We start from the raw sequence: 26,999 nt of genomic DNA on the forward strand, positions 1-26,999 counted from the left end.
ATGGAAAAGGTTGTTTGTATTGGCTGCGGTGTAGCCATTCAGACGGAAGATAAAGATCAATTAGGATATGCGCCGGCAGCATCTCTATTGAAAGAAGATGTGATCTGTCAGCGCTGTTTTAGGTTAAAGAACTACAATGAAATTCAGGATGTATCTTTAACAGAAGACGACTTTTTAAATATTTTACACAGCATTGGCGAGACTGATTCTCTGATCGTCAAGGTCGTTGATATTTTTGATTTTAACGGAAGCTGGATTAATGGACTGAGCCGTATTGTTGGTGGTAATCCCATTTTACTTGTCGGCAACAAGGTAGATATTTTACCGAAATCCGTGAAAAAAGACCGTCTTGTTCAATGGATGAAGCGGGAAGCAAAAGAAAATGGGCTCAATCCGATTGATGTGTTTTTAATCAGTGCGAGCAGAGGACAAGGTGTGCCTGAGGTCATGGAGGCCATTGATCATTACCGTGAGGGCAGAAATGTCTATGTTGTCGGCTGTACAAATGTTGGGAAATCAACATTTATTAACCGCATTATCAAAGAGGTGTCTGGAGAAGAGAATGTGATCACCACATCCCAATACCCAGGGACAACACTTGATGCGATTGAAATCCCGCTTGATGACGGGTCTGCTTTATTCGATACACCGGGGATCATCAACCGCCATCAAATGGCGCACTATGTCGGCAAAAATGACTTAAAGATTTTAACGCCGAAAAAAGAATTGAAACCGAGAACGTTCCAGTTAAATGAAGCTCAAACGCTTTACTTTGGCGGACTGGCTCGATTTGATTATGTAAAAGGCGGCAGAACATCCTTTGTCTGCTACATGCCAAATGAACTCAACATTCATAGGACGAAGATGGAGAATGCAGATGACTTATATGAAAAGCATGCAGGTGAGCTGCTTTCACCGCCATCAAAAGAGGGAATGGAAGATTTCCCGCCGCTCGTTCCGCACACTTTCACCATCGATCAGCCAAAAATGGACATTGTCTTTTCAGGATTAGGCTGGGTGACTGCGAATGATGCTGGGAAACAAATCAAAGTGTATGCGCCAAAAGGCGTGCACGTGTTTATGAGACGTTCGTTAATTTAAATGTTCAGAGGGGGAGAGACCTTGAAACCTTTATACGGAGTAATCGGTAACCCTGTTGGCCATTCAATGTCTCCAGATATTCATAATGCAGCATTAAAGGATGCTGGAATTGATGGACATTATCATGGCTTTCAAGTAGAAGAAAACGACCTGAAAGATGCCATTAACGGTATGAAAGCCTTAGGAATCAGCGGCTTTAACGTCACTGTTCCGCACAAGGTAGACATCATGCAGTACCTTGACAAAATTGATGTGACAGCTGAACGTCTGCGTGCCGTCAATACAGTTCGCCTCGAAAATGGTCAACTCGTTGGGTACAATACAGATGGAGAGGGTTTTCTTCATTCATTGCTTGAAGCGTTGGATCAGCCGTTATCAGAGCTGTCATTTCTCCTGCTTGGTGCTGGTGGAGCAGCAAGAGCGATTTACACGACAATTGCTGAGTATGCACCGAAACAATTTGATATCGCCAACCGCACCATTGAAAAAGCTGAGGCTTTAATTGAAAGTGCCGATGGGAAAATTACATCTCGTGCGATAGCATTAAATACAGCAGAAGAGCGGCTTGGGGAATATGATGTCATCATCCATACGACCTCAATTGGTATGTATCCGAATGTTGAAGAAACCCCCATTTCTTTAGCGAACGCAAAAAAAACAGCGGTCGTTTGTGATATTGTGTATAATCCAATAGAAACAAAGCTGCTAAGCGAAGCAGCCGGGTTAGGTTTGAAAACAGTCGATGGCGTCGGCATGTTTGTTGGTCAGGCGGTAAGAGCCTTTGAACTATGGACGGGCATTACACCTGACGCCCGAAAAATGAAGTCAATTGTCATAGAGAAATTAGGAGGAACACCATGTTAAAAGGTAAGCAAAAACGTTTTTTACGTGCGCAAGCACATCATTTATCACCTATTTTTCAAGTTGGAAAAGGCGGGGTAAATGACAATATGGTCAAGCAAATTTCCGAGGCGCTTGAAGCAAGAGAACTTTTGAAAGTCAGCGTATTGCAAAACTGCGACGAGGACAAAACAGAGGTTGCAAAAGCACTTGTAAAAGGTGCAAAAGCTGAACTCGTTCAAACGATCGGAAATGTGATTGTCCTTTATAAGGAATCAAAGGAAAATAAACAAATTAAGCTGCCGTAAAGGTGGATATGATATGAAAAAAATAGGATTGTTCGGTGGTACGTTTGATCCCCCGCATAATGGGCATTTGCTGATGGCAAGTGAGGTGCGTTTCCAAGTAGGGCTTGATGAAATTTGGTTTATCCCAAATCACAAGCCCCCTCATAAAACGGGCCGAAAACGAGCAGAGAGTCATCACCGCGTAAAAATGGTGGAAAAAGCGATTCAGACAAATCCTCATTTTCGAGTTGAGCTTATTGAAATGGAGCGGGAGGGCCCATCTTATACAGTAGATACGGTTAAGCTGTTAAAGAAGCGCCATCCTGAAGATGAATTCTTTTTTATGATTGGAGCGGACATGGTCGAGTATTTGCCGAAATGGCATAGAATCGATGATTTGCTTCAGATGATCACCTTTATTGGGATGAAAAGACCAGGTTATGAAGGAAATACGGCGTATCCTCTTTTGTTTGCAGATGTTCCGGCTTTTGATGTATCATCGACATTGATTAGGCAGCGAATGAAGCAGGGGAAACCTGTTGATTATTTGATTCCGAAAGCGGTTGAGTGTTATATAAAGGAGCATCATTTATATGAATCGTGAAGAAGCTTTAAACTGTGTCAAACAGCAGTTAACAGAGCATAGATATACACATACAATTGGGGTAATGGAGACGGCCATTTCATTAGCTGAACGTTTTGGTGCAGATGTGAAAAAAGCAGAGGTCGCGGCTATTTTCCACGATTATGCTAAATTTAGACCGAAAGAAGAAATGAAGGGCATCATCCAGCAAGAACAGATGAACCCTCTATTGCTTAAATATTCATCTGAGCTTTGGCATGCCCCAGTTGGTGCCTATTTGGTCAAAAAAGAAGTTGGAATTGACGACCAAGATATTTTAACAGCCATTGAATTCCATACATCCGGCAGACCGAACATGACATTGCTTGAAAAAGTTATTTATGTCGCCGACTATATAGAGCCAGGACGCCATTTTCCTGGTGTGGAGGAAGTAAGAGAGTTAGCAGAGCAGGATTTGGACCTTGCCTTGATTCAATCTTTAAAAAACACCGTCAGCTTTTTAATGAAAAAGAATCAGCCAGTTTTCCCAGATACACTTGCTACTTATAACTCACTTGTGCAAAAGAACAACTAAGGAGGAATTTTGATGGATGCATCATCAATTTTAAACATCGCAGCAGGAGCGTGCGATGATAAACGGGCAGAGGATATTATTGCCCTGAATATGCAAGGGATCTCACTTGTTGCAGATTATTTTCTCATTTGTCACGGGAATTCTGACAAACAAGTACAGGCCATTGCAAGAGAAGTGAAACACCTTGCAGAAGAAGGCGGCATCGAAGTCAAAAAGATGGAAGGCTTTGACGAAGCAAGATGGGTATTGATTGATCTAGGAGATGTCATTGCTCATGTGTTCCACAAAGAGGAAAGAGGATACTATAACTTAGAGAAGCTTTGGGGAGATGCGCCGAGAGAAACGCTTTCACTTGGCATTAACTCATGATTTATCAAGGGTTTGCAGGTGTGTATGATGAGCTCATGACACATGCCCCTTATGATGAATGGGTTCAGTGGATACAGCGGTATATCAAGCCAAATAGTGCGATTATCGATGTAGGTTGTGGAACTGGAGAGATCTCTCTTCGGTTAGCTGCAAAAGGCCACATGGTCACAGGAATTGACCTAAGTGAAGAGATGCTGGCATTTGCGCAGCAAAAAGCACAGGCTCATAAGCAGTCTATTCAATTTTTACATCAAGATATGAGAGAGCTTGAGGGGTTTGAACAAACTTTTCAAGCAGCGGTTATTTGCTGTGATTCTTTGAATTATCTAAAAAACGAAAATGACGTCAAAAAAACCTTTAAAAACATGTTTCAGCTTTTAGAGACAGGTGGGGTTTTATTGTTTGATGTTCATACCCCTTATAAAATGGAAGAGGTATTTCCTGGCTCTACTTATGCCGATCAAGATGAAGAAATCAGCTACATTTGGCAGAGTGATAAAGGGGATGACCCATATTCGGTTATTCATGATTTAAGCTTTTTTGTAAAAGACGGAGACGTGTATGAGCGTTATGATGAAACGCACGAACAACGTACATTTCCTTTTGAGACATATGCAGCGTTCCTTGAGTCCGCTGGCTTTGAACAGATTGAAGTGACCGCTGATTTTACAAATGAAGCACCTCAAGAATGTGCAGAAAGATATTTTATTTCAGCGAAGAAACCAAAAACCATCGTTTAATGGACGATGGTTTTTTTAAAACCCTTTTTTCGCTTGTTGCGAACATGTTTAATTTCTGAGATCATCAGTAAACACACTCGGTGGGTATTGATGCGCAACCGCTTCTACATCCTCATCGAACTTGTCATGAGTGTTCTGAAAAAGCTGATGGAACATATCTTGAACACCTGCTTCAAGTGCTTTAATGCCCTCGCCGGTGACGCCGCCTTTTACACACACCTTCTCTTGCAGTGTCGGCAGGGTATACACCCTTTTTTCAATCAAACGGCCAAGTCCTACAAGCATATCTTCTGATAAGGTGGTGGCTTCTTCTTTTGAAATATCCGTTTCTTCAACAGCGGCTTCAATCATTTTCTGAACAAGAAAGCTAATAAAGGCAGGACCGCAGCTGACAATATCTGAGGCTGCCCGTGTGATTGAATGATCAATTTCTATTGGTGTTGAAATGCGGGAAGCGAGTTGTCTGAGCGCTGCTTTTGTCGCGACATTGCATGATGAACCAAATGTTAAAAGTGATGCGCCTGATAACGCGCGGTTGGTGATGCTTGGGATCAGTCTGGCTGTTTGACAAGGAACAATGTCTTGAAGCTGTTCAGGATGAACCGGACTTGTAATGATGACAATGGTTTGCTGTTCTTTTAAAAGTGGGCTCAGCTCTTTTAAAAGCGGATAAATATCAAGTGGTTTGACACAAACAAAGATGAAATCTTTATCTGTTACAGCTCCTGAAAGCTGTTTCGTCACTTCGACCTCTGGGTGATTCTTTTTTATATTGAACGCTTTTTCGATGGTCCGATTTGTAATGGTGATTGATGAGGGATTGACTGCTTTTGATTCAATAAATGCCTCAGTAAGTATGGTACCCATGTTTCCTGTACCGATTAACCCTATATTCAAACGTTCTCCCTCCTTAGACGCATAGGATCTGTTATCTTCTAAACAGTATGTGAAGCAGCGTGAAAATATGATTGAAAGAAGCGTGAACAAGTGAAGCAGCTCAATTCGTTGAAAAAATACAGTCTTTATCTGATAGCGGGAATTATCATCCTTAACATCATCTGTTTCTGCTTTTTAGTAGGAAAAGAGAAAGGCAGCGCCGAGCCAAGTGTATTGAAAGAACAACATGAAACGCGGGTCACATTAGAAGAAAAACAAGAGAGTGCAGAAAAAGAGCCAACACCCATCGTAGTAGAGGTCAAAGGAGCTGTACGGAAGCCGGGCGTGTATGCATTTATGGCTGAGGACAGAGTTGAAGAAGCAATTAAAAGAGCAGGTGGTTTTACGAGTAAGGCAGATACAGTTGACATCAATCAAGCAGCAAAATTAGAGGACAGTATGATGATTTATGTACGAAAGAAGGGGGAAGGTGACAAGCAGGGACAAACAGCAGCGGCTAATACGCCGCCGGGAAATGAACAGAGTCAAGGGGTGAATGTCAATCAAGCTGATGCAGCGGAATTGCAGACCATTAACGGAATAGGCCCAGCCAAAGCGGAAGCCATCATTGCGTATAGAGAAGAACATGGAGAATTTCAGCAAATTGAAGATTTGCGGAATATTTCGGGTTTTGGAGAGAAGACCATTGAACGGCTGAAAAATCAACTGACGGTTAAGTAGAATTGACGGTATAGAAGAAAGGCATGTACACTTAATACCATACATCATTCTGGAGGGATCAGCTCGTGGAGAGAATTTCATGGAATCAATATTTTATGGCTCAAAGCCATTTGCTTGCTTTGCGAAGCACCTGTGAGCGGCTAGCTGTTGGGGCAACGATCGTAAGAGACAAGCGCATCATTGCAGGTGGATATAATGGATCCATTGCCGGCGACGTACATTGTGCAGATGTAGGATGCTATGTCATAGATCATCACTGCGTTCGTACAATCCATGCGGAGATGAACGCTATTTTACAATGTGCCAAATTTGGTGCACCAACGGCTGATGCTGAAATATATGTGACGCATTTTCCTTGCTTGCAGTGCTGTAAAGCGATTATTCAAGCAGGTATTCGAACAGTGTATTATGCGAAGGATTATAAAAATCATCCATATGCTGTTGATTTATTTGAACAGGCCGGAGTTCAAACAGAACAGGTTGAACTAGATGAGATGATTATTGACTTAAAAAACCAAGAAAAATTAGCCTTTGTTGCGGATTTAATAGGTAAACTAAGTGAATCAGGACTTAGCGAAACAGAAATTCGTCAAATGCATGAAAAGGCGAATCAATTATTTACTTCCTATGTTTAAGTATTTGCCGTTCGGGGCGATTTCAGCAGCTGTTGGAATTGCTCTGGCCGCATATCATCTTCATTCGTATTTTCTCCTTTTTCTTCTTGTATGTCTTCTTTTCAGTCTGCTGAAAAAAACACCCCAGCTCTTTCTAATGGTCAGTTTGTGTGGAATGATCTATATGCTCATTTTTATGGTGCATCAGTCTTTTGAAACGGATCATCCTGTACAAGAAAAAGCATTTTCTGATTCGGTTGTGATTGAAACGATTCCGAAAATAGATGGCAATCGCTTTTCAGCGACTGTTTCATCAGAGAATCGTCGACTAGCGGCATTTTATACGATTCAAACGGAGCGTGAAAAAGAAGCGCTAAAAGATGTTGGGCCAGGTATGAGCTGTCATATGACAGGTGAGATGCGGTTGCCCAAACATGCAACCATACCGAATGGCTTTCAATATGATCAATTTCTAAAAACAAAAGGCATTGATGCTATTTTCCTAACGCAGTCTATGAAAAGCTGCACGAAACATGACAGCCCTTCTCATTACCTTTCATCTATTAGGCAGAAGGGGTTGAAATTTCTAGAAGATCACGTTCCGAAGAGTTCTGTTGGGATTGTGCAGGCACTTATTTTTGGCGATCGTGATTTAATAGACCCTGATACATTAAGAGATTATCAAATGCTTGGCATCATTCATTTATTAGCCATTTCAGGACTTCATGTTCAAACATTGCTCGCTTGTCTATTTTGGTGTCTACTCCGCGCTGGCGTGACAAGAGAGACAGCGCGTATTCTTTTATTATCCTTTTTGCCGGTTTATGCTTGTTTAACAGGTGCTGCACCGTCTGTGTTAAGAGCCTGTCTCATGGCTGGAATTTATTTAGTCATCACAAGCCTGCCAAAAGAAATGAAACAGCCTTCTGCGGTCGTGTTAAGTGCAGCGTTCTTGCTTTTATTAGCCATTCAACCACTTTATATATTTGATGTCGGTTTTCAACTGTCATTTGTGGTGACCTTATTTATTTTGCTATCCACTAGTATTTTATCAAAAGCAAAAAGTTCGGTGATGCAGTTATTCCTCATTTCCTTGATTGCACAGCTTGCTTCGCTTCCTGTTCTTTTATATTATTTTCAGCAATTTTCCTTGCTGAGTGTTCCTTTAAATATGATGTTTGTTCCTTTTTATACAATGGTTGTCATGCCTCTGTCCTTATTCTTTTTTCTTTTATCTATCATTTATCTTCCGCTTGGACAAACACTGTTTCAGCTGCTTGATTGGGTGATCCAGTTTAGTCATCAATTGTCTGCACATATGGCTGCTTACGATAGTCTTACTCTCATTTTTATGAAATCGACATGGTGGCATGTTCTCCTAGAGGTCTCCTCCATTGTTTTTCTATTCATTGTGATGGAATGTAAAACTTCTATCAAATCTTATCTTGTGCCGATTTTGATTCTCGTTTGTGTGCTGGCTGTACACTATTTCACGCCGAATTTTCTTCAAAAAGGAGAGGTCACGATGTTAGATGTAGGACAAGGGGATAGTTTGTTTATTCAGTTACCTTATCGAACCGGGCATATATTAGTCGATACAGGAGGCAGACTTTCTTTTGAAGAAGAGCCATGGAAAAAAAGACGTAAAGTATCTACAATTGGGGATCAAACGCTTATTCCATTTCTGCATTCTAAAGGCATAGCGAAACTTGATGTCCTCATCCTTACCCATGCAGATCAAGATCATATGGGAGAAGCGATGCGGTTAATAAAGCGAAATAAAGTCAAGCGCCTTGCAATCCCAAAAGGCTTTGCTCGAAATCCAGAGGATGCGCAGCTTTTAAAGGAAGCGGTTGATCAAAGGATTCCTGTAGATGAGTTGGAAAGAGGGGATCAGCTGAGAATTGGAGGACAAAAATTTGACGTTCTGCATCCCGCACGTGACCAGGTGACGAGTAAAAATAATGATTCACTGGTCCTCACCTTTACGCTTGGTGGCAAGCGTTTTATGCTGACTGGGGATCTTGAACAAGAAGGGGAACGAGACATCATTCAAGCTTACCCCAAGCTACGAGCGGATGTCTTGAAGGTTGGACATCACGGGAGTAAAGGATCAACAAGTGAAGAATGGCTTCAGCATTTGAACCCGTCATATGCACTGATTTCAGCAGGTGAACGAAATCGGTATCACCATCCTCATCAAGAAGTTTTGAAAAAATTAAATGAGCATCAAACAAAGGTGTATCGTACAGATATCGATGGAAGTGTGACCTATGAATTTCTTGAAGAGGATGGAACATTTTACGCTCATCCTCCATATGATATCTTACAAAAACAATAAAAAAACTGCCAAAACGGCAGTCATCTTGCATTCATGTAGTTAAGATCCAACGAGGTGTATCACTGTTGCCAAAATAAACATTGAGGCGAAAAATCCGAATGTGACGATAAAACCAACAGCTGAGTCGGTCACATCATTCCGCTTGCTTTGAACATTCTTTTCAAATTCATTCATTTTCATCCCTCCTGGCTATTTTTAGTATACTTGAACTCATTTGGAATTGCTAGAAGGTAAAGTAACCGTTTTCCATTTTCATGATCATTTTGTGAATATCGTCTGACTGTAAGCTGACCCGGGAGCTTACGTGAGACGTTTACTATAAATGAGGAGGCGGCACTTTCAGCTTCCTCTTTACTAATGTCTCTACACGCTTTAGGATAGAGGAGGAAGTGAAAGAGAGGGATTTAAGCGAATGGTCTTTGAAGTATGGAACAATTTAAAAAAAGGGGATATCCATCCCGTTTATTGCTTATATGGAAAAGAAACGTATTTACTTCAAGAGACAGCTGCAAAATTGAGACAAGCTGTCGTCGACGAAGAAACAAAGGATTTTAATTACTCTGTCTTCGATATGGAAGAGGTGCCGCTTGAGCAGGCTGTGACGGACGCAGAAACATTTCCGTTTATGGGAGAGCGGCGTCTCGTTGTGATCAAAAACCCTTATTTCCTCACTGCAGAAAAGAAAAAAGAAAAGATCGAGCATCAGCTTTCTGTGTTAGAAGCTTATTTAGAAAAGCCAGCACCCTACACGATTCTCGTGTTATTAGCACCATATGAAAAACTGGACGAACGTAAGAAAATCACCAAATTGTTAAAAAAGAAAGCGGCTGTGGTTGAGGCGAAAGAGTTAAATCCGAAAGAAACAACAGATTTCACCATTACATTAGTGAAAACAGAAGGAAAAACAATCTCGGCTGAAGCGGCAGAACAGCTTGTCATGTTATGTGGCGGGAGCCTGTCCTCACTTTTTCAAGAGGTTCGAAAGCTAAGTACATATATTGGGCAGCGAGAGGAAATTGAGCTGGCGGATGTCAATCAGCTCGTTGCACGAAGTTTGGAGCAGAATATTTTCGAACTGATTAACCAAATCGTGAACAGGCGCCGGTCTGAAGCGATGCAAATGTTTTATGATCTCCTAAAGCAAAATGAGGAACCCATTAAAATATTGGCACTCATTTCAAATCAATTTCGGTTGATATTGCAGACAAAGTACTTTGCTCAACAGGGATACGGGCAAAAACAAATTGCGTCAAACCTGAAAGTCCACCCATTTCGGGTCAAACTCGCGATGGATCAGGCAAGACTGTTTTCAGAAGATGAGCTAAAGTACATCGTCAAAGAGCTCTCCACGATTGATTATGAAATGAAAACGGGTAAAAAGGACAAGCAGCTATTATTAGAATTGTTCCTGCTTCGGTTATTAGGGGCTTGAACATAAAAAAACGACCTTCTCAAAAGAGGGTCGTTTTTGTTTAGATGTATAATTGCCAGTCTGTCCTTATGGCTGAGCCGTTCAGGACGGACGTACAGTTAAACAGGTGCCTCATCACTGAGGCGTTGCAAACATTATGCAGAAAGTCCGTTAACTTGTTTCGCAAGTCTTGATTTGTAACGCGCAGCTGCGTTTTTGTGTACAAGACCAGTTTTAACGGCTTTGTCAATGCGTTTTGCAGCAGAAGAAAGAGCAGCTTTTGCTTGCTCAGCATCGTTGTTAGCTACAGAAACTTCAACTTGTTTAATCGCAGTACGCATCGCAGACTTGATTGTTGCGTTGTGTGCACGGCGTTCGTTATTCGTTTTTGTACGTTTGATCGCTGATTTAATATTTGGCATGTGTTTCACCTCCTAAGATACAACCTAAACACAATTGTCTTAAGGTTAAATCTTCACAATAGAACAAATTGTATTCTATCAAACACACCTTTAGAATGCAATATAAATGTAAAGTATTTTTCATTGATGAAGCGCTCGAATGTTTCTTGAAAGAGATGGAAAGACTACTGTTAATTACTTGATGGAAGGAGCCTTTTCATGAAGAAACAGAAACTCGATTTAAGCGCTTATCAAATCCGGACCGATTTGGCCGTTGAAACAAAAGAGATACTAGAACAAGAGAACGATCCGAATGTGGTCAAAAAGGACGGTATTCAAGGAATTGTTGAGAAGGAGAAGGAAGAGCACGGCATCCGCATCCGCACTGTGGAGATTACGACAGAAGGAGAAGAGTTGACCGGAAAAAAGGCAGGGACATACTTGACGCTTGAGGCGCAAGGAATTCGGGAGAAAGACTCTGAGATGCAAGAAAAAGTGGTTGAAGTTTTTGCCCATCATTTTGCTCAGTTTTTAAAAGATCACGGCATTCAGGCAGATGCGAGCTGTCTTGTCGTAGGACTCGGAAACTGGAATGTCACGCCGGATGCTTTAGGGCCGCTCACAGTTGAGAATTTGCTGGTGACACGCCATTTATTTGAATTACAGCCTGAGAATGTGCAGGAAGGCTATCGCCCAGTGTCTTCACTATCGCCTGGAGTCATGGGGCTGACTGGTATAGAAACAAGTGACATTATACAAGGTGTCATTGAACGATCTAAACCAGATTTTGTGATCGCCATCGATGCACTAGCTGCACGTGCAGTAGAACGGGTGAATACAACGATTCAAATTTCTGATACAGGTATACATCCAGGATCGGGTGTCGGAAATAAACGAAAAGAATTAAGCAAAGAGACCTTGGGGATTCCAGTCATTGCCATTGGTGTACCGACAGTGGTCGATGCAGTGACGATCGCAAGTGACACGATTGATTACGTGTTAAAGCATTTTGGTAGAGAACTGAAAGATGATAGACCTTCCCGATCTTTAGTACCAGCGGGTCTGACATTTGGGAAGAAAAAAGTGCTGAATGAAGAAGATTTGCCAGATGATGAAACGCGTCAATCCTTTTTAGGAATCGTCGGAACGCTTCCTGAAGAAGAAAAAAGACAGTTGATCCATGAAGTGCTTGCACCGCTTGGACAAAATCTAATGGTCACACCGAAGGAAGTGGATACATTCATTGATGACATGGCGAACGTACTCGCCAATGGGTTAAATACAGCACTTCATCAAAAAATCTCTCAAGACAACATGGGTTCCTATAATCATTAATCAGTTCTACTTTCTCTAGCTCGCTCATAGTGTAATTACTAGAAAGCGTGCTGGAGGGAGTAAATCATGAAAAAAAGACCTCGCCGTCCTCGACAATTGGTCGTTGCGATTAATGGAACAAAAGTAGTGAAGAGTATTTTTTTGTTTATTGTCTCTCTGGTGGTTGTGTTTGTCATGTCAGGGGCTTTGACGTCTTTAAAACCTGAGCTTAGGCCTCAAGCATCATTATATGGTGTGGCAGATGAGCTGTCAGGGGCATTCTTTGCAACTCTAATGGGGATGGAAAATCAATATTTTGCCTCAGCAGTCCCTGAAGATCAAAAAGGATTTCATTTCTCTGGGCTGTCACTCAAACTTGCCACAAGTATCAATTTAGAAGACCCCCGCAGTTTTCTAGGAAGAGAGCTGCCAGGCTTTGAACATTTTGATACAAAAATCATCCTAGCAGGTGAAGGTACAGACTATACGAATATGCCAATGGAATCGCCGCCTCCAAGTGAAGTCATCAAAGATGAAAAAGAAGCAAATCTAGCTGAGCTGGACAAGCTTGATGAAGATGAACCGAAAACGCCTGCAAAAGAGCCGGACCAGTCGACAGGAAAACGAAAGGCTGTGTACATTTATCACACACATAATACGGAATCATATTTACCATTTTTAAAAGGAGAAACAAACCCAAACAATGCGCGCCACTCAAAAGTGAACGTCACCCTTGTCGGGGAGATGTTTGGTAAAGCGCTCGATCAGCAAGGAATCGGCAACACAGTGGATAAAACAGAAATTGAAAAAAGACTACTGAAAAAAGGGTTGAAGTACCCACAATCGTATAATGAATCCAGATTGGTTGTAAAAGAAGCTCTCGCTAAAAATGATGACTTAGATTACTTAATCGATATTCACCGGGATTCAAGAAGAAAGAAAGATACGACAGTAGAAATCAAAGGCAAGAAATATGCGAGAATCGCGTTTGTTGTAGGGAAGAAGAATCAAAGTTATGAGAAAAACTTAAAGCTGGCGACAGAGTTCCACCATTTGATGGAGAAAAAATATAAAGGACTTAGTGTCGGTGTGTTTGCCAAAGGAGAAATTGGAGATAATGGAATCTATAATCAAGATTTATCTGACAAAGCCCTCCTATTAGAATTTGGCGGTGTGGATAATAATATGGAAGAACTGAAAAATGCATCCAATGCAGCAGCTGATGTGTTCAGTGAAATTTTCTGGGACGCAGAAAAGGTAGACGGCAAAGCAAAGGATGAGAAAAAACGGTCTTAAGGTGGTGGAGGACATGGGCTCATTTATCGGAAAAACCATTATTTTATCGCTCGTATTGCTATTCGGTGTCTTTTTAGGAATGCAGCAAGCCAATAATGGCATGCTGCAAATGAAAGGGTATCATGATCCGCAATTAAAAGGGGCCTTCACTGTCCAAACGAATGATGATCAAGAAAAAGAAGCTTCTATCCTCGGAACAGCTGTCACACAAAAAGACTTAGCAGAAAAGCAAAAGCAGCTAGAAGAAATGGAGAGCTTTAATGCCTTCTCTAAGGCTGGAAAAGCATTATCAGATGGTATGACACATGCAGCCCGTACACTTTATGATTGGGTGAATGGTAAATAAACTGTTGTAAGCATCATGTTGGATGTTATTTCATAAGATATCACACCTTTTCGTGAAAGCCGCTAACCGATGAGCGGCTTTTCTTGATTTCGATTGAATCTTTACAGCCCTATTGATATAATCTAACCTAGCGCAACCCGCGTTTTATAGTAGGAGTGATAGATTGTGACAGATAAAGAAAAACGATTAGAACGGCAATCAAGAATTCGAAATTTCTCCATTATCGCCCATATTGACCATGGGAAATCCACATTGGCTGACCGTATTTTGGAAAAAACAGCGGCGATTACGCAACGAGAAATGAAAGAACAATTACTTGATTCCATGGACTTAGAGCGTGAACGCGGCATTACGATCAAATTAAACTCTGTCCAGCTGAAATATCAGGCGAAGGATGGAGAAGAATATATTATGCACCTGATTGATACACCAGGGCATGTCGACTTCACCTATGAGGTATCTCGAAGCCTAGCTGCCTGTGAAGGTGCAATTCTTGTGGTGGATGCAGCACAAGGCATTGAAGCACAGACACTAGCGAACGTTTATTTAGCTCTTGATAACAACTTAGAAATCCTGCCGATCATTAACAAAATTGATCTGCCGAGCGCAGAACCTGAACGTGTAAGACAAGAAATTGAAGATGTCATCGGGTTGGATGCATCTGAAGCTGTTCTTACCTCTGCTAAGGCGGGCATCGGGATCGAGGATATTTTAGAACAAATCGTCGAAAAGGTGCCGGCACCAGCTGGAGATCCAGAAGCACCACTTCAAGCCCTCATTTTTGATTCTCTCTACGATGCGTATCGTGGCGTCATTGCTTACATACGAATTGTCGAAGGAACCGTCAAACCGGGTCAAAAAATCAAGATGATGGCGACAGGCAAAGAATTTGAAGTGCTTGAAGTCGGCGTATTTACACCGAAAGCAATGCCAACAGACGAACTCACTGTTGGAGATGTTGGCTATTTAACAGCTGCTATTAAAAATGTTGGCGATACACGTGTAGGGGATACGATCACAAGTGCGGTAAACCCTGCGAAAGAAGCTCTACCTGGATATAGAAAGCTGAACCCAATGGTGTACTGCGGCCTTTATCCAATTGACACAGCGAAATATAACGACTTGCGTGAAGCGTTAGAAAAGCTTGAATTAAACGATTCTTCACTTCAATATGAGGCAGAGACATCCCAAGCACTGGGCTTCGGTTTCCGCTGCGGCTTCCTTGGCATGCTTCATATGGAAATCATCCAAGAACGGATTGAACGTGAATTTAAAATCGACCTTATTACGACAGCGCCAAGTGTTATTTACGATGTGTATATGACAGACGGAGAAAAAATCGTCGTAGATAACCCGTCCAATTTGCCTGATCCGCAAAAGATTGAGCGAATTGAAGAGCCATACGTGAAGGCAACAATGATGGTGCCAAATGATTATGTTGGTTCTGTGATGGAGCTTTGCCAAGGAAAGCGCGGCAATTTCATTGATATGCAATATCTTGATGCAAACCGCGTGAGCATTGTGTACGAAATTCCTCTGGCAGAGATCGTATACGAATTCTTTGATCAATTAAAGTCCAATACAAAAGGGTATGCATCCTTTGATTACGAGCTGATCGGCTATCGCCCATCCACTCTAGTGAAAATGGATATCATGCTTAATGGCGAAAAAATCGACGCACTTTCCTTTATTGTTCACCGCGATTATGCATATGAACGCGGAAAGATCATTGTAGAAAAGCTGAAAGAACTGATTCCGCGCCAGCACTTTGAAGTACCAGTTCAGGCAGCGATCGGTCAAAAGATTGTTGCTCGGTCTACCATTAAAGCAATGCGCAAGAACGTACTAGCGAAGTGTTATGGTGGAGATATTTCCCGGAAAAGAAAGCTTCTTGAGAAGCAAAAAGAAGGGAAAAAGCGCATGAAGCAAGTGGGTTCTGTAGAAGTCCCACAAGAAGCATTTATGGCCGTGCTGAAAATGGACGACAGCACACCGAAAAAATAACATCCTCAAGGCAACCTGCTTTACAATGCTCGCCTTGACGTTTATAGTCGAAAACAAACGAAGAGGCCGCAGCGATAAACTGCGGCTCTTTACCTGTAAAGAAGGTGTCAACAAATGAAAGCAGCATACATTCACATTCCATTTTGTGAGCACATTTGTCACTATTGTGATTTTAATAAATTTTTCATTAAAACCCAGCCGGTCGATGAATACTTAGCCGCTCTTGAAAAAGAAATGCAGCACACGATCGATCAAAAAGGGGAGCAAGAACTAAAGACGATCTTTATTGGCGGAGGAACCCCGACATCACTGACAACCAGCCAGTTAGATCAGCTTATGGACAGCATTCACCGCGTATTAAAACCAACCAAAAACTTAATCGAGTTTGCAGTAGAAGCAAACCCAGACGAACTATCGCTTGAGAAATTGAATGTCTTAAAATCAGCAGGCGTTAATCGGCTGAGCTTTGGTGTTCAAACATTTGAAGATGACCTGCTCAAAAAAATCGGACGGGTTCATCAAAAGAAAGATGTTCTCACATCTTTCGAGCGAGCAAGAGCAGTTGGGTTTGACAACATTAGTCTTGATCTTATGTTTGGTTTGCCTCATCAAGAGAAGCATCATGTCATGCATTCACTAGAGACCGCTTTTTCATTAGGTGCAGAACATTATTCGGTTTATTCGCTGATTGTCGAGCCAAAGACGGTCTTTTACAATTTGATGCAAAAAGGGAAACTGCATTTACCACCGCAAGAACGTGAGGCTGAAATGTATGAGCTCGTCATGGATGAAATGGAGCGGCACGGATTCAAACAATATGAGATTAGCAATTACGCCAAACCAGGTTTTGAAAGCCAACATAACCTCACCTATTGGAGCAACGAAGATTACTTTGGTTTTGGCGCAGGAGCGCACGGGTATGTAGATGGCGTCCGCAATGTGAACGCTGGACCAGTGAAGCATTACTTAGAGCTCATTGAACAAACAGGGTTTCCATATAAGGAAACGCATCAGGTGACAAAAGCAGAACAGATCGAAGAGGAAATGTTCTTAGGTTTGCGGAAAATTGAAGGCGTGAAAAGTGCTCACTTTCAAGCGAAATTTGGAGCATCACCAGAAGAACTCTTTCCCGCCGTTCTTGAAGAATTAGCAGAAAAAGGTCTCATTGAACAGGATGAGATTGGCATTCGTTTAACAAGAAAAGGAAAATTGTTAGGGAATGAAGTATTTCAAGCGTTTCTCGGTGAGTTATAATTGACATTTTAATTTGAGTTTGGTAATTTTGTTTATACAATTAGCACTCGTTGAAAGAGAGTGCTAACAGGGGTGATGATGATGTTAACAAATCGTCAGCTTTTGATTCTACAAGTCATTATTAATGACTTTATTCGTTCGGCGCAGCCAGTTGGATCAAGGACTCTTTCCAAAAAAGAAGACATTACATTCAGCTCTGCGACGATTAGAAACGAAATGGCTGATTTGGAGGAACTCGGTTTTATTGAAAAGACCCATTCTTCATCAGGAAGAATTCCTTCCGAAAAAGGATATCGTTATTATGTAGATCATTTGCTCTCTCCGCGAAAACTGTCATCTAAAGAGCTTGTGCTAATCCAGTCAGTATTTCAGGAGAAAATTTTTGAGCTGGAAAAAACAGTTCAAAAATCGGCGGAAATTTTATCAGATCTCACAAACTACACATCGATTGTCCTTGGTCCAAAGCTAAGTGAAAATCGATTGAAGCAAATTCAGCTTGTCCCTGTCCAGCCTAATAAAGCAGTAGCGATTATGATTACAGACAGCGGGCATGTTGAAAACAAAACCATCACCTTCTCTGAGCATCTTGATGTCTCCGATATTGAGAAGCTGATGAATATTTTAAACAGCCGCTTAGCTGGAGTCCCGATGGATCAGCTGAAGGACAGGATGTATAAAGAAGTAGTGATGCTCCTTCGCACGCATTTAAAAGACTATGATCATATTTTAGATGCGCTTGGTAACACATTCACTTCAACACAAAATGAATCAAAACTTTTCTTTGGCGGGAAGATTAATATGTTGAACCAGCCAGAGTTTCATGACATTGACCGCATTCGTTCACTCATGATGCTGATTGAACAAAAGAACGATGTCATGCAGCTGTTTCATCCAAATCAGCAAGGAATCACCATTAAAATCGGTTCAGAAAACAATTTGGAAGCAATGGAGAACTGCAGTTTAATCACAGCAACTTATGCGATTGATCAAAAATCACTCGGCTCCATCGCTGTCATTGGTCCAACCCGTATGGATTACGGGCGAGTCGTTAGTCTTTTGCATCATGTATCAAAAGACTTGTCAAACGCACTTTCCAATTTGTATGATGAGTAGGGTGATAAAAGGTGGGGGCACAGCCCCTTCGTATAATTGAATCTTTTTGAGGGAGGTGAACACAATGTCAGAAGAAAAACAGACACCTGAGCAAGCAGCAGAGGTTGAAGCACAAGAAGAAGCAGTTCAAGCAGAAACTGAGGAAGTAAAGCACGATGAACAGTCTGCCTTCCAAGAGAAGATTGATGAATTGCAGCAGCTTCTAGATGAAAAAGAAAACAAAATTCTGCGTGTTCAAGCAGATTTTGAAAACTATAAACGCCGTGCTCGAACTGAAGTGGAGACCGTGCAAAAATATCGTTCTCAACATGTTGTCAGCGACCTTCTCCCAGCTCTCGACAACTTTGAAAGAGCGCTTGGAATCGATCCAGACAATGAGCAGACGAAAAGTTTGTTAGAAGGTATGCAAATGGTTTACCGCCAGCTGGTAGAAGCGTTGAAAAATGAAGGCGTTGAACCAATTGAAGCTGTCGGCAAAGAGTTCGATCCAAACCTTCATCAAGCCGTCATGCAAGTTGAAGATGAAAACTACGATTCAAACATCGTTGTAGAAGAATTGCAAAAGGGCTATAAACTCAAAGACCGAGTTATTCGTCCATCAATGGTAAAAGTAAATCAATAACTACATAATGGGAGGTCATCGAATATGAGTAAAATCATTGGTATTGACTTAGGAACAACAAACTCATGCGTTGCAGTACTCGAAGGCGGCGAGCCAAAAGTTATTGCAAACGCTGAAGGAGCACGTACAACACCATCTGTTGTCGCTTTTAAAAATGGAGAGCGCCAAGTAGGTGAAGTAGCGAAACGTCAATCAATTACAAACCCAAACACCATCATGTCTGTTAAAAGACATATGGGTACAGATTATAAAGTAGAAGTTGAGGGCAAGAACTACACGCCGCAGGAAATCTCTGCAATCATCCTTCAACACCTTAAATCTTACGCTGAAGCTTATCTTGGCGAAGAAGTAACAAAAGCGGTTATTACAGTTCCTGCTTACTTCAACGATGCAGAGCGCCAAGCAACAAAAGATGCTGGTAAAATTGCTGGTCTTGAAGTAGAACGTATCATCAACGAACCAACAGCAGCTGCACTTGCTTATGGTTTAGATAAAACAGATGAAGATCAAACGATTCTTGTATATGACCTTGGTGGCGGTACATTTGACGTATCAGTCCTTGAGCTTGGAGACGGCGTCTTTGAAGTACGCTCAACTGCTGGGGACAACCGTCTAGGTGGAGACGATTTTGACCAAGTCATCATCGATCATCTAGTGGCTGAGTTCAAAAAAGAAAACGGCATTGATCTTTCTAAAGATAAAATGGCGCTTCAGCGTTTAAAAGATGCTGCTGAAAAAGCGAAAAAAGATCTTTCTGGTGTATCTTCTACACAAATCTCACTGCCATTTATCACAGCTGGAGATGCAGGTCCTCTTCACCTAGAATTAACGCTAACGCGTGCTAAATTCGAAGAGCTTTCTGCAGACCTTGTAGAGCGTACAATGACACCTGTACGTCAATCACTGAAAGATGCTGGTCTATCTGCTAGCGAGATTGATAAAGTTATCCTTGTTGGTGGATCAACTCGTATTCCTGCAGTACAAGAAGCAATCAAAAAAGAAACAGGTAAAGAGCCTCATAAAGGCGTAAACCCTGATGAAGTGGTTGCACTTGGTGCGGCAATTCAAGGTGGAGTTATCACGGGAGATGTCAAAGATGTTGTTCTTCTTGACGTCACACCACTTTCTTTAGGAATTGAAACAATGGGCGGCGTATTCACAAAGCTGATTGAACGTAATACAACAATTCCAACAAGTAAATCTCAAGTATTCTCAACGGCTGCTGACAACCAAACTGCTGTAGACATTCACGTCTTACAAGGTGAGCGTCCAATGGCAGCAGACAACAAAACATTAGGTCGTTTCCAATTGACTGACATTCCACCAGCACCACGCGGCGTACCACAAATCGAAGTATCTTTTGATATCGATAAAAACGGTATCGTAAACGTACGTGCGAAAGATATGGGTACTGGAAAAGAACAAAACATCACAATCAAATCTTCTTCAGGTCTTTCTGATGATGAGATTGAAAAAATGGTCAAAGAAGCAGAAGAAAATGCTGAAGCAGATGCAAAGAAAAAAGAAGAAATCGAAGTGCGCAATGAAGCAGATCAATTAGTGTTTACAACAGAAAAAACATTAAAAGATCTTGAAGGCAAAATCGATGAAGAGCAAGTGAAAAAAGCGAATGAAGCAAAAGATGCGCTAAAAGCTGCGATCGAAAAAGGCGAGCTTGAAGACATCAAAGCGAAAAAAGATGAGCTACAAACAATCGTTCAAGAATTAACGACAAAGCTCTATGAAGAAGCTGCAAAACAAGCACAAGCTCAGCAAGAAGGCGCTGAAGGTGCTCAAAAAGCAGATGACAATGTAGTGGATGCAGAATACGAAGAAGTAAACGACGATCAAGAGAAAAAATAATCACCTTTACTTTTGAAAAAGACTGCTGAAACGTACTCGTCAGAAAGTCAAAGTCAGGATCTCTTGGCTTTGACTTTTTTCTTTTCAACGATGAAAAGGAATTGAAAAAGATCAATTTAAAATGATACAATCGTATTTATGTGAGAAAATCGGGAGTGTGAAGAGATGAGTAAGCGTGATTACTATGAAGTGCTTGGCGTGAGTAAGAGCGCCTCAAAGGACGAAATCAAAAAGGCATACCGCAAGCTTTCAAAAAAGTATCACCCTGATATTAATAAAGAAGCTGGCTCAGATGAGAAATTTAAAGAAGTAAAAGAAGCCTATGAAACCCTTTCTGACGATCAAAAACGTTCACATTATGACCAGTTCGGTCACACTGATCCAAACCAAGGATTTGGTGGCGGCGGATTTGGCGGTGGAGGAGACTTTGGCGGCTTCGGCGGCTTTGATGACATCTTCTCTAGTATTTTTGGCGGCGGTGCCAGAAGAAGAGATCCAAATGCACCGCGTCAAGGAGCGGACCTTCAATATACAATGACCCTTTCATTTGAAGAAGCGGCATTTGGGAAAGAAGCAACGATCGAGATTCCCCGCGAAGAATCATGTGAAACGTGTCATGGATCAGGTGCAAAACCTGGAACACAGGCGAAGACATGCTCACATTGCGGCGGATCAGGTCAACTAAATGTCGAGCAATCCACGCCATTTGGTAAAGTAGTCAACCGCAGAGTATGTAACTACTGTAGCGGAACTGGTAAACAAATTGAACATAAGTGTTCAACATGTGGTGGATCTGGTAAAGTGCGTAAGCGTAAGAAAATCAATGTGACGATCCCAGCAGGTGTGGACGATGGTCAGCAGCTTAGAGTATCTGGTCAAGGTGAACCAGGTGTAAATGGAGGACCTCCAGGCGATCTATTTGTTGTTTTCCATGTGAGGGCGCATGAATTCTTCGAACGAGATGGAGATGACATCTACTGCGAAATGCCGCTTACCTTTGCGCAGGCTGCACTAGGTGATGAAATTGAAGTGCCGACATTACATGGGAAAGTCAAATTAAAAGTTCCTGCGGGCACACAAACGGGCACGAAGTTTAGACTCAAAGGAAAAGGTGTAAAAAATGTACGCGGTTATGGTCAAGGCGATCAGCATATCGTTGTACGCGTCGTAACACCGACGAATTTAACTGAAAATCAAAAAGATATCATTAGAAAATTTGCTGAAGTGAGCGGAAATAAACCGGACGAACAAGAAATGAGCTTTTTCGATAAGGTGAAACGCGCATTTAAAGGCGAGTAAGACGGATAAGGAGTTGGTAGTATTGAAGTGGTCAGAAATTAGCGTCCATACAACAAATGAAGCGGTGGAACCGATCACCAATATTTTGCATGAAGCAGGTGCAAGTGGTGTCGTGATTGAGGACCCGCTTGATTTAGTCAAGGAACGTGAAAATGTATACGGTGAGATCTACCAGCTCGATCCGAATGATTATCCTGAGGAAGGGGTCATCGTCAAAGCCTATCTTCCGATGAATAGCTTTTTGATGGAAACGGTAGATGAGATCAAAGAAGCCATCAATAATCTTCTTCTATACGATATTGACCTTGGACGAAATACACTGTCAATTTGTGAAGTAAACGAAGAAGAATGGGCGACTGCATGGAAGAAATACTATCATCCTGTGAAAATCTCTGAGAAATTTACCATCGTCCCAACATGGGAAGAGTACACACCCGTTCATTCTGATGAATTGATCATCGAAATGGACCCTGGAATGGCATTTGGAACCGGTACACATCCAACAACGGTTCTTTGCATTCAGGCGCTTGAGCGCTATGTGAAGGAAAACGACACGGTGATTGACGTTGGAACAGGATCTGGCATTTTAAGTGTTGCCGCTGCAATGCTCGGTGCAAAAGACATTCATGCATTTGATCTCGACACCGTTGCAGTGGAAAGTGCAAAGCAGAACATCGAATTAAATGGTGTGAGCGAGCAAGTAACGGTAAAACAAAATAATTTACTTGATGGGATTTCAGGTGAACGCGATGTGATTGTGGCCAACATCCTCGCAGAGGTCATCATGCGCTTTACAGATCAAGCGTATGATCTATTGAAGAAAGACGGTTACTTTATTACATCAGGCATTATCGGACAAAAGAAATTACAAGTCAAAACTGCTTTAGAAGAAGCCGGTTTTGAGATTGTTGAATTGCTGTCAATGGAAGATTGGGTCAGCATCATAGCGAAAAAATAAAGCGAGTAGGTGTCAGGACACGTATGCAACGATATTTTATCGACCTCACAAAAGAAGAAGTGACGGAAAAGGGAAACATCGTCATAAAGGGTGAAGATGTTCATCACCTTGCAAACGTCATGCGGATGAAAGCAGGGGAGGACATCCTTTGCTTAACGACAGACGGCTTTGAAGCGCTCAGTAAAATTGATACAATAACAAAGGAAGAAGTGATTTGTCACTTGGAAGGCTGGACGAATCAGAATCGAGAACTTCCGATCAAGGTGACGATTGCAAGCGGTCTGCCAAAAGGGGATAAGCTTGAATGGATTATCCAAAAAGGCACCGAGCTTGGCGCAAGTGCTTTTATTCCGTTTCAAGCGACTCGTTCGATTACAAAACTTGACCAAAAAAAGTCATTAAAAAAACGAGATCGCTGGGAAAAAATTGCGAAAGAAGCTGCCGAGCAGTCTTACCGGAATATCATTCCGCGCGTTTATCCAGTATCAACATTTAAAGAGCTGATTCAACTGGCCGGTGAATTCGATAAATGTGTCGTTGCATACGAAGAATCATCGAAAGAAGGCGAGCAAAGCCGGTTTCAAACGGTGCTCCAACAGATGAAGGGCGGACAAACCTTATTAGTGGTTTTTGGTCCAGAAGGCGGTTTAGCAGAAAAGGAGATTGAAGAACTTGAAGCGCATGGTGCAGTCATTTGCGGGCTTGGACCACGCATTTTAAGAACAGAAACAGCTCCTCTTTACGCGCTTTCTGCTATATCTTATCAAACAGAGTTATTAAGAGGTGAATCATGATGGGAACAGTAGCGTTCCATACACTTGGCTGTAAGGTCAATCACTACGAAACAGAAGCCATCTGGCAGCTGTTTAAAGAAGCTGGCTATGAAAGAAAAGATTATGAATCAAAAGCAGACGTATATGTCATTAATACATGTACCGTCACCAATACAGGCGATAAAAAAAGCCGCCAAGTCATTAGAAGAGCCATTCGTCATAATCCGGATGGTGTCATTTGTGTAACAGGCTGTTACGCACAAACGTCTCCGGCAGAAATCATGGCGATTCCTGGTGTTGATATTGTGGTTGGCACACAAGACAGACATAAACTGCTTGGTTATATTGAAGAATACAGAAGAGAAAGACAGCCGATCAACGGAGTTGGCAATATCATGAAAGCACGGGTCTTTGAAGAACTAGATGTTCCTGCGTTTACTGACAGAACACGTGCTTCATTAAAAATCCAAGAAGGCTGTAACAATTTCTGTACATTCTGCATTATTCCTTGGGCTCGCGGATTACTGCGTTCTCGCGATCCAGAAGAAGTCATCAATCAAGCGCAGCAGCTTGTCGATGCTGGCTACAAAGAAATTGTATTAACAGGTATTCATACAGGTGGATACGGTGAAGATTTAAAGGATTATAACTTTGCTAAGCTTCTGAAAGAATTAGATGAACGTGTGGCGGGATTAAAACGAATCCGCATTTCATCCATTGAAGCAAGTCAAATTACAGACGAAGTGATTGAAGTGCTCGATCAGTCAGATAAAATTGTGAGACACTTGCACATTCCGCTTCAATCTGGCTCTAATACTGTACTGAAAAGAATGCGCCGTAAATACACAATGGAATTCTTTGCAGAGCGTTTAACGAAGCTCAAAAAAGCATTGCCAGGTCTTGCTGTCACTTCAGATGTGATCGTTGGATTCCCAGGAGAAACAGAAGAAGAATTTATGGAAACATACAATTTTGTCAAAGACCATCAATTCTCTGAGCTCCATGTGTTCCCTTACAGCAAACGGACAGGTACGCCTGCTGCAAGAATGGAAGATCAAGTAGATGAGAATGTGAAAAACGAACGCGTTCACCGCCTCATTGCTCTTTCTGATCAGCTTGCAAAAGAATATGCATCGGCATATGAAGGCGACGTCTTAGAGATTATTCCAGAAGAATCCTTCAAAGAACAAGACGGAACGCACAATCTGTATGTAGGATATACTGATAACTACATGAAGGTCGTATTTGAAGGAACAGAGGACATGATCGGCCGTTTGGTAAAAGTGAAGATTACGAAAGCAGGCTATCCTTATAACGAAGGACAATTCGTCCGTATAAGTGATGACGTGCAGACGGATCAAGTGAGAATGACCTCATAATGAATGAAAAACCGGCAGCCATTAGGCAAGCCGGTTTCTTTTATGTTGACCGATTCGGAAGAAGGAACAAAATCAAGGCGTGAAAAGGGCGGATGAACGGGAAAAAGAGGAGAGAACTTGCAACATTAAACAGCAGACTAAAGTGCGCAATCTGCTGGGCAGGAGAGCTTGCTAAAAGCGCAACAAACTCTGTAATAAAGGCGAGAAAAGGAAGACATAAAAGTACACCTAGAACATTAAACACGACGTGTGCATACGCGGTTTGGCGGGCTGCATAACCACCAGAGATAGCAGCCATCACGGCAGTAATACATGTTCCGATATTGGACCCTAAAACAAAGCTGATGCCTTCTTTTAGAGCGACAGTCCCTTCATTCATAAATCCCATCAAAATACCGATACATACAGAACTTGAATGAACAATCGCCGTGAGCACTGTACCAGAGAGAAGAGCTGTCCAATCTGAGTGCTGCATCATTTCAAGGAAACGCAGTGTCTCTGGCTGACTGGTCATCATACCTGCAATTTTTGAAAAACCTTGAATACAAAAAAAGATCATGCCAAGCCCAAATAAACTTTTTCCTGCATATCGAAAAGACTTCCTGCCCAAAATGATACATAAAAGACCAGCTGCAATCAGAACCCACATAAACACGTCCATCTTAATAGCAATAAATTCTGTCGTAAATGTTGAGCCGATATTCGTTCCAAGAATCATGGGTATGGATTTTTTAAACGTGAGAATGCCTGTACTCACAAAGCCGATAACGATGACCATAAACGCCGAACTGCTTTGAAGAACCCCTGTAAACACAATACTGACCAAGAATGCTTTGACTGGATGATCTGTAAAGAGAAGAAGTGATTTCTCAATACGAGACGACGTGAGTGCCATTAATCCTTTCCTAAGCAAACCCATTGCCCATAAAAAAATGAAAATAAGTGCACAAAAATAAATGATCGCCATCATAGAAAAGTCCTCCTCTTACCAATGAATATATGGACTTGTCTACCTGCTCATGACGAAAATATATTTCCAAATCACTTAGTTGACCTCAACCTAGGCTTATATTATAATGTCTAGGTACATGTTTTGCATGTATATCTTTTTTTAATGCAGTCGATTGGTGTATTCGGAGGGAGGGAAAGAGAATGTCAAAAACGGTCGTTAGAAAAAACGAATCGCTTGAAGATGCTCTTCGTCGCTTTAAACGCAGTGTATCCAAAACTGGAACATTGCAAGAAGCAAGAAAGCGTGAATTTTATGAAAAGCCTAGCGTAAAGCGTAAGAAAAAGTCTGAAGCTGCTAGAAAACGTAAATTCTAAAGAGGGTGGATTTTATGAGTCTTCTTGAGCAATTAAATTCTGATATGAAGCTTTTTATGAAAAACCGAGAGAAAGACAAGCTTATTGTCATTCGTATGGTAAAGGCTTCACTGCAAAATGAAGCAATAAAGCTTAAGAAAGACAGTTTGACCGGAGATGAGGAACTAACCGTCCTTTCCCGCGAGATTAAGCAACGTAAAGACTCCCTCCATGAATTTTCGAAAGCTAATCGCTTAGATTTAGTAGATAAAGTTCAAAAAGAGATTGACATTTTAGACGTTTATTTACCTGAACAGCTTTCTGAAGAAGAACTGCAGGCGGTTGTGAAAGAAACAATCGCTGAAACCGGTGCTTCATCGAAAGCTGATATGGGTAAAGTGATGAGCGCTATTATGCCAAAAGTAAAAGGTAAAGCTGATGGTGCTGTGATTAACAGACTTGTCAGTGAGCAACTGTCTCAATAAAAAAGTATCCTTCTCATGTTAGAAGGGTACTTTTTTTATGCCTCCATAAACCTGTCATATAAAAATGAAACCTATGATACATTTGTAACGTATGTAAAGGAACGGTAAAA

Annotated in this window: 29 protein-coding genes; 25 read left to right on the forward strand and 4 right to left on the reverse strand. The window is 41.7% G+C overall.

Translation table 11 applies throughout. The features are described 5' to 3' along the window. The 7 genes from yqeH to MHH23_RS09260 are packed head-to-tail and all read left to right on the forward strand — an operon-like array spanning position 1 to position 4,494. Complete coding sequence (yqeH, locus tag MHH23_RS09230) at positions 1–1,101, forward strand: ribosome biogenesis GTPase YqeH (RefSeq protein ID WP_007501357.1); 1,101 nt, start codon at positions 1–3, stop codon at positions 1,099–1,101. A gap of 21 nt (positions 1,102–1,122) precedes the next feature. Then, a complete protein-coding gene (gene aroE, locus MHH23_RS09235; protein ID WP_047945491.1) occupies positions 1,123–1,965 on the forward strand; it encodes a shikimate dehydrogenase in 843 nt (280 codons plus the stop codon). Next, on the forward strand, positions 1,959–2,249 hold the full coding sequence (yhbY, locus tag MHH23_RS09240) for a ribosome assembly RNA-binding protein YhbY (protein ID WP_008342507.1): 291 nt from the start codon (positions 1,959–1,961) through the stop codon (positions 2,247–2,249). The genes aroE and yhbY overlap by 7 nt, the downstream gene beginning before the upstream one ends. A 13-nt stretch (positions 2,250–2,262) precedes the next feature. Further along, positions 2,263–2,832: a nicotinate-nucleotide adenylyltransferase gene (locus tag MHH23_RS09245; RefSeq protein WP_327878409.1), complete on the forward strand. Its 570-nt coding sequence runs from the start codon at positions 2,263–2,265 to the stop codon at positions 2,830–2,832. Continuing rightward, positions 2,822–3,385 (forward strand): bis(5'-nucleosyl)-tetraphosphatase (symmetrical) YqeK, encoded by a 564-nt coding sequence (yqeK, locus tag MHH23_RS09250; RefSeq protein WP_058336622.1) that lies wholly within the window; start codon positions 2,822–2,824, stop codon positions 3,383–3,385. The genes MHH23_RS09245 and yqeK overlap by 11 nt, the downstream gene beginning before the upstream one ends. Positions 3,386–3,397: 12 nt before the next feature. Continuing rightward, entirely contained in the window at positions 3,398–3,754 is a 357-nt protein-coding gene (rsfS, locus tag MHH23_RS09255) for a ribosome silencing factor (protein ID WP_008342502.1), read from the forward strand. Continuing rightward, positions 3,751–4,494 carry a class I SAM-dependent DNA methyltransferase gene (locus MHH23_RS09260; RefSeq protein ID WP_144668045.1) on the forward strand — a complete coding sequence of 248 codons (744 nt, stop codon included), beginning with the start codon at positions 3,751–3,753 and terminating at the stop codon, positions 4,492–4,494. Before rsfS ends, MHH23_RS09260 begins: the two co-directional genes overlap by 4 nt. A 48-nt stretch (positions 4,495–4,542) precedes the next feature. Here the strand turns inward: MHH23_RS09260 and comER are convergent, their stop codons facing one another. Next, positions 4,543–5,391 carry a late competence protein ComER gene (comER, locus tag MHH23_RS09265; RefSeq protein ID WP_135009259.1) on the reverse strand — a complete coding sequence of 283 codons (849 nt, stop codon included), beginning with the start codon at positions 5,389–5,391 and terminating at the stop codon, positions 4,543–4,545. A 90-nt stretch (positions 5,392–5,481) separates the two neighbouring features. Here comER and MHH23_RS09270 point away from each other — a divergent pair, with 90 nt between their 5' ends. The 3 genes from MHH23_RS09270 (at position 5,482) to MHH23_RS09280 (ending at position 9,066) form a co-directional block, all read left to right on the forward strand. Beyond that, a complete protein-coding gene (locus MHH23_RS09270; protein WP_340959402.1) occupies positions 5,482–6,111 on the forward strand; it encodes a ComEA family DNA-binding protein in 630 nt (209 codons plus the stop codon). Between the two features lie 65 nt (positions 6,112–6,176). Then, positions 6,177–6,746, forward strand: a complete 570-nt coding sequence (locus tag MHH23_RS09275; RefSeq protein ID WP_008356210.1) for a ComE operon protein 2 — start codon at positions 6,177–6,179, stop codon at positions 6,744–6,746. Continuing rightward, entirely contained in the window at positions 6,739–9,066 is a 2,328-nt protein-coding gene (locus MHH23_RS09280) for a DNA internalization-related competence protein ComEC/Rec2 (RefSeq protein WP_340959404.1), read from the forward strand. Before MHH23_RS09275 ends, MHH23_RS09280 begins: the two co-directional genes overlap by 8 nt. Positions 9,067–9,105: 39 nt before the next feature. On the opposite strand, the gene MHH23_RS09285 is transcribed toward MHH23_RS09280, so the two are convergent. Next, positions 9,106–9,240 (reverse strand): YqzM family protein, encoded by a 135-nt coding sequence (locus MHH23_RS09285; RefSeq protein ID WP_008342491.1) that lies wholly within the window; start codon positions 9,238–9,240, stop codon positions 9,106–9,108. 238 nt (positions 9,241–9,478) lie between these two features. On the opposite strand from MHH23_RS09285, the gene holA reads away from it, so the two are divergent. After that, positions 9,479–10,498: a DNA polymerase III subunit delta gene (gene holA / locus MHH23_RS09290; RefSeq protein WP_340959405.1), complete on the forward strand. Its 1,020-nt coding sequence runs from the start codon at positions 9,479–9,481 to the stop codon at positions 10,496–10,498. Positions 10,499–10,632: 134 nt separating this feature from the next. Here holA and rpsT read toward each other — a convergent pair whose 3' ends face one another. Then, positions 10,633–10,899, reverse strand: coding sequence for a 30S ribosomal protein S20 (rpsT, locus tag MHH23_RS09295; protein WP_008342485.1), 267 nt, complete (start codon positions 10,897–10,899; stop codon positions 10,633–10,635). Between the two features lie 198 nt (positions 10,900–11,097). Here rpsT and gpr point away from each other — a divergent pair, with 198 nt between their 5' ends. The 12 genes from gpr to mtaB all read left to right on the forward strand — a co-directional run bounded on the left by gpr (position 11,098) and on the right by mtaB (position 25,099). Continuing rightward, a complete protein-coding gene (gene gpr / locus MHH23_RS09300; RefSeq protein ID WP_008342483.1) occupies positions 11,098–12,213 on the forward strand; it encodes a GPR endopeptidase in 1,116 nt (371 codons plus the stop codon). A gap of 66 nt (positions 12,214–12,279) precedes the next feature. Then, positions 12,280–13,488 carry a stage II sporulation protein P gene (locus tag MHH23_RS09305; RefSeq protein WP_007501337.1) on the forward strand — a complete coding sequence of 403 codons (1,209 nt, stop codon included), beginning with the start codon at positions 12,280–12,282 and terminating at the stop codon, positions 13,486–13,488. A 13-nt stretch (positions 13,489–13,501) separates the two neighbouring features. Further along, positions 13,502–13,834, forward strand: coding sequence for a YqxA family protein (locus MHH23_RS09310; RefSeq protein ID WP_017358024.1), 333 nt, complete (start codon positions 13,502–13,504; stop codon positions 13,832–13,834). Positions 13,835–13,999: 165 nt separating this feature from the next. Next, positions 14,000–15,838 (forward strand): translation elongation factor 4, encoded by a 1,839-nt coding sequence (lepA, locus tag MHH23_RS09315; RefSeq protein ID WP_008342476.1) that lies wholly within the window; start codon positions 14,000–14,002, stop codon positions 15,836–15,838. Positions 15,839–15,952: 114 nt separating this feature from the next. Next, positions 15,953–17,092: a radical SAM family heme chaperone HemW gene (gene hemW / locus MHH23_RS09320; RefSeq protein ID WP_335352634.1), complete on the forward strand. Its 1,140-nt coding sequence runs from the start codon at positions 15,953–15,955 to the stop codon at positions 17,090–17,092. An 81-nt stretch (positions 17,093–17,173) separates the two neighbouring features. Continuing rightward, positions 17,174–18,205 carry a heat-inducible transcriptional repressor HrcA gene (hrcA, locus tag MHH23_RS09325; protein ID WP_008342473.1) on the forward strand — a complete coding sequence of 344 codons (1,032 nt, stop codon included), beginning with the start codon at positions 17,174–17,176 and terminating at the stop codon, positions 18,203–18,205. A 64-nt stretch (positions 18,206–18,269) separates the two neighbouring features. Next, positions 18,270–18,827, forward strand: coding sequence for a nucleotide exchange factor GrpE (grpE, locus tag MHH23_RS09330; protein ID WP_008342471.1), 558 nt, complete (start codon positions 18,270–18,272; stop codon positions 18,825–18,827). 24 nt (positions 18,828–18,851) lie between these two features. Then, positions 18,852–20,690: a molecular chaperone DnaK gene (gene dnaK / locus MHH23_RS09335; protein WP_327878413.1), complete on the forward strand. Its 1,839-nt coding sequence runs from the start codon at positions 18,852–18,854 to the stop codon at positions 20,688–20,690. A 165-nt stretch (positions 20,691–20,855) separates the two neighbouring features. Continuing rightward, positions 20,856–21,989, forward strand: a complete 1,134-nt coding sequence (dnaJ, locus tag MHH23_RS09340; RefSeq protein ID WP_017367628.1) for a molecular chaperone DnaJ — start codon at positions 20,856–20,858, stop codon at positions 21,987–21,989. A gap of 22 nt (positions 21,990–22,011) precedes the next feature. Next, a complete protein-coding gene (gene prmA, locus MHH23_RS09345) occupies positions 22,012–22,947 on the forward strand; it encodes a 50S ribosomal protein L11 methyltransferase (protein WP_340959406.1) in 936 nt (311 codons plus the stop codon). A gap of 23 nt (positions 22,948–22,970) precedes the next feature. Continuing rightward, positions 22,971–23,741 carry a 16S rRNA (uracil(1498)-N(3))-methyltransferase gene (locus tag MHH23_RS09350; RefSeq protein ID WP_024718812.1) on the forward strand — a complete coding sequence of 257 codons (771 nt, stop codon included), beginning with the start codon at positions 22,971–22,973 and terminating at the stop codon, positions 23,739–23,741. Next, positions 23,741–25,099: a tRNA (N(6)-L-threonylcarbamoyladenosine(37)-C(2))-methylthiotransferase MtaB gene (gene mtaB, locus MHH23_RS09355; RefSeq protein WP_017367626.1), complete on the forward strand. Its 1,359-nt coding sequence runs from the start codon at positions 23,741–23,743 to the stop codon at positions 25,097–25,099. Before MHH23_RS09350 ends, mtaB begins: the two co-directional genes overlap by 1 nt. A gap of 40 nt (positions 25,100–25,139) precedes the next feature. Here mtaB and MHH23_RS09360 read toward each other — a convergent pair whose 3' ends face one another. Continuing rightward, positions 25,140–26,069: a Na/Pi symporter gene (locus MHH23_RS09360; protein ID WP_024718813.1), complete on the reverse strand. Its 930-nt coding sequence runs from the start codon at positions 26,067–26,069 to the stop codon at positions 25,140–25,142. Positions 26,070–26,251: 182 nt separating this feature from the next. On the opposite strand from MHH23_RS09360, the gene rpsU reads away from it, so the two are divergent. Continuing rightward, entirely contained in the window at positions 26,252–26,425 is a 174-nt protein-coding gene (gene rpsU / locus MHH23_RS09365) for a 30S ribosomal protein S21 (RefSeq protein WP_003152957.1), read from the forward strand. 14 nt (positions 26,426–26,439) lie between these two features. Beyond that, positions 26,440–26,889 (forward strand): GatB/YqeY domain-containing protein, encoded by a 450-nt coding sequence (locus MHH23_RS09370; RefSeq protein ID WP_007501319.1) that lies wholly within the window; start codon positions 26,440–26,442, stop codon positions 26,887–26,889. Positions 26,890–26,999: the final 110 nt, after the last annotated feature.

The sequence above is a fragment of the Bacillus sp. FSL K6-3458 genome (genome assembly GCF_038005045.1).
Classification (GTDB): Bacteria; Bacillota; Bacilli; order Bacillales; family Bacillaceae; genus Bacillus; species Bacillus altitudinis.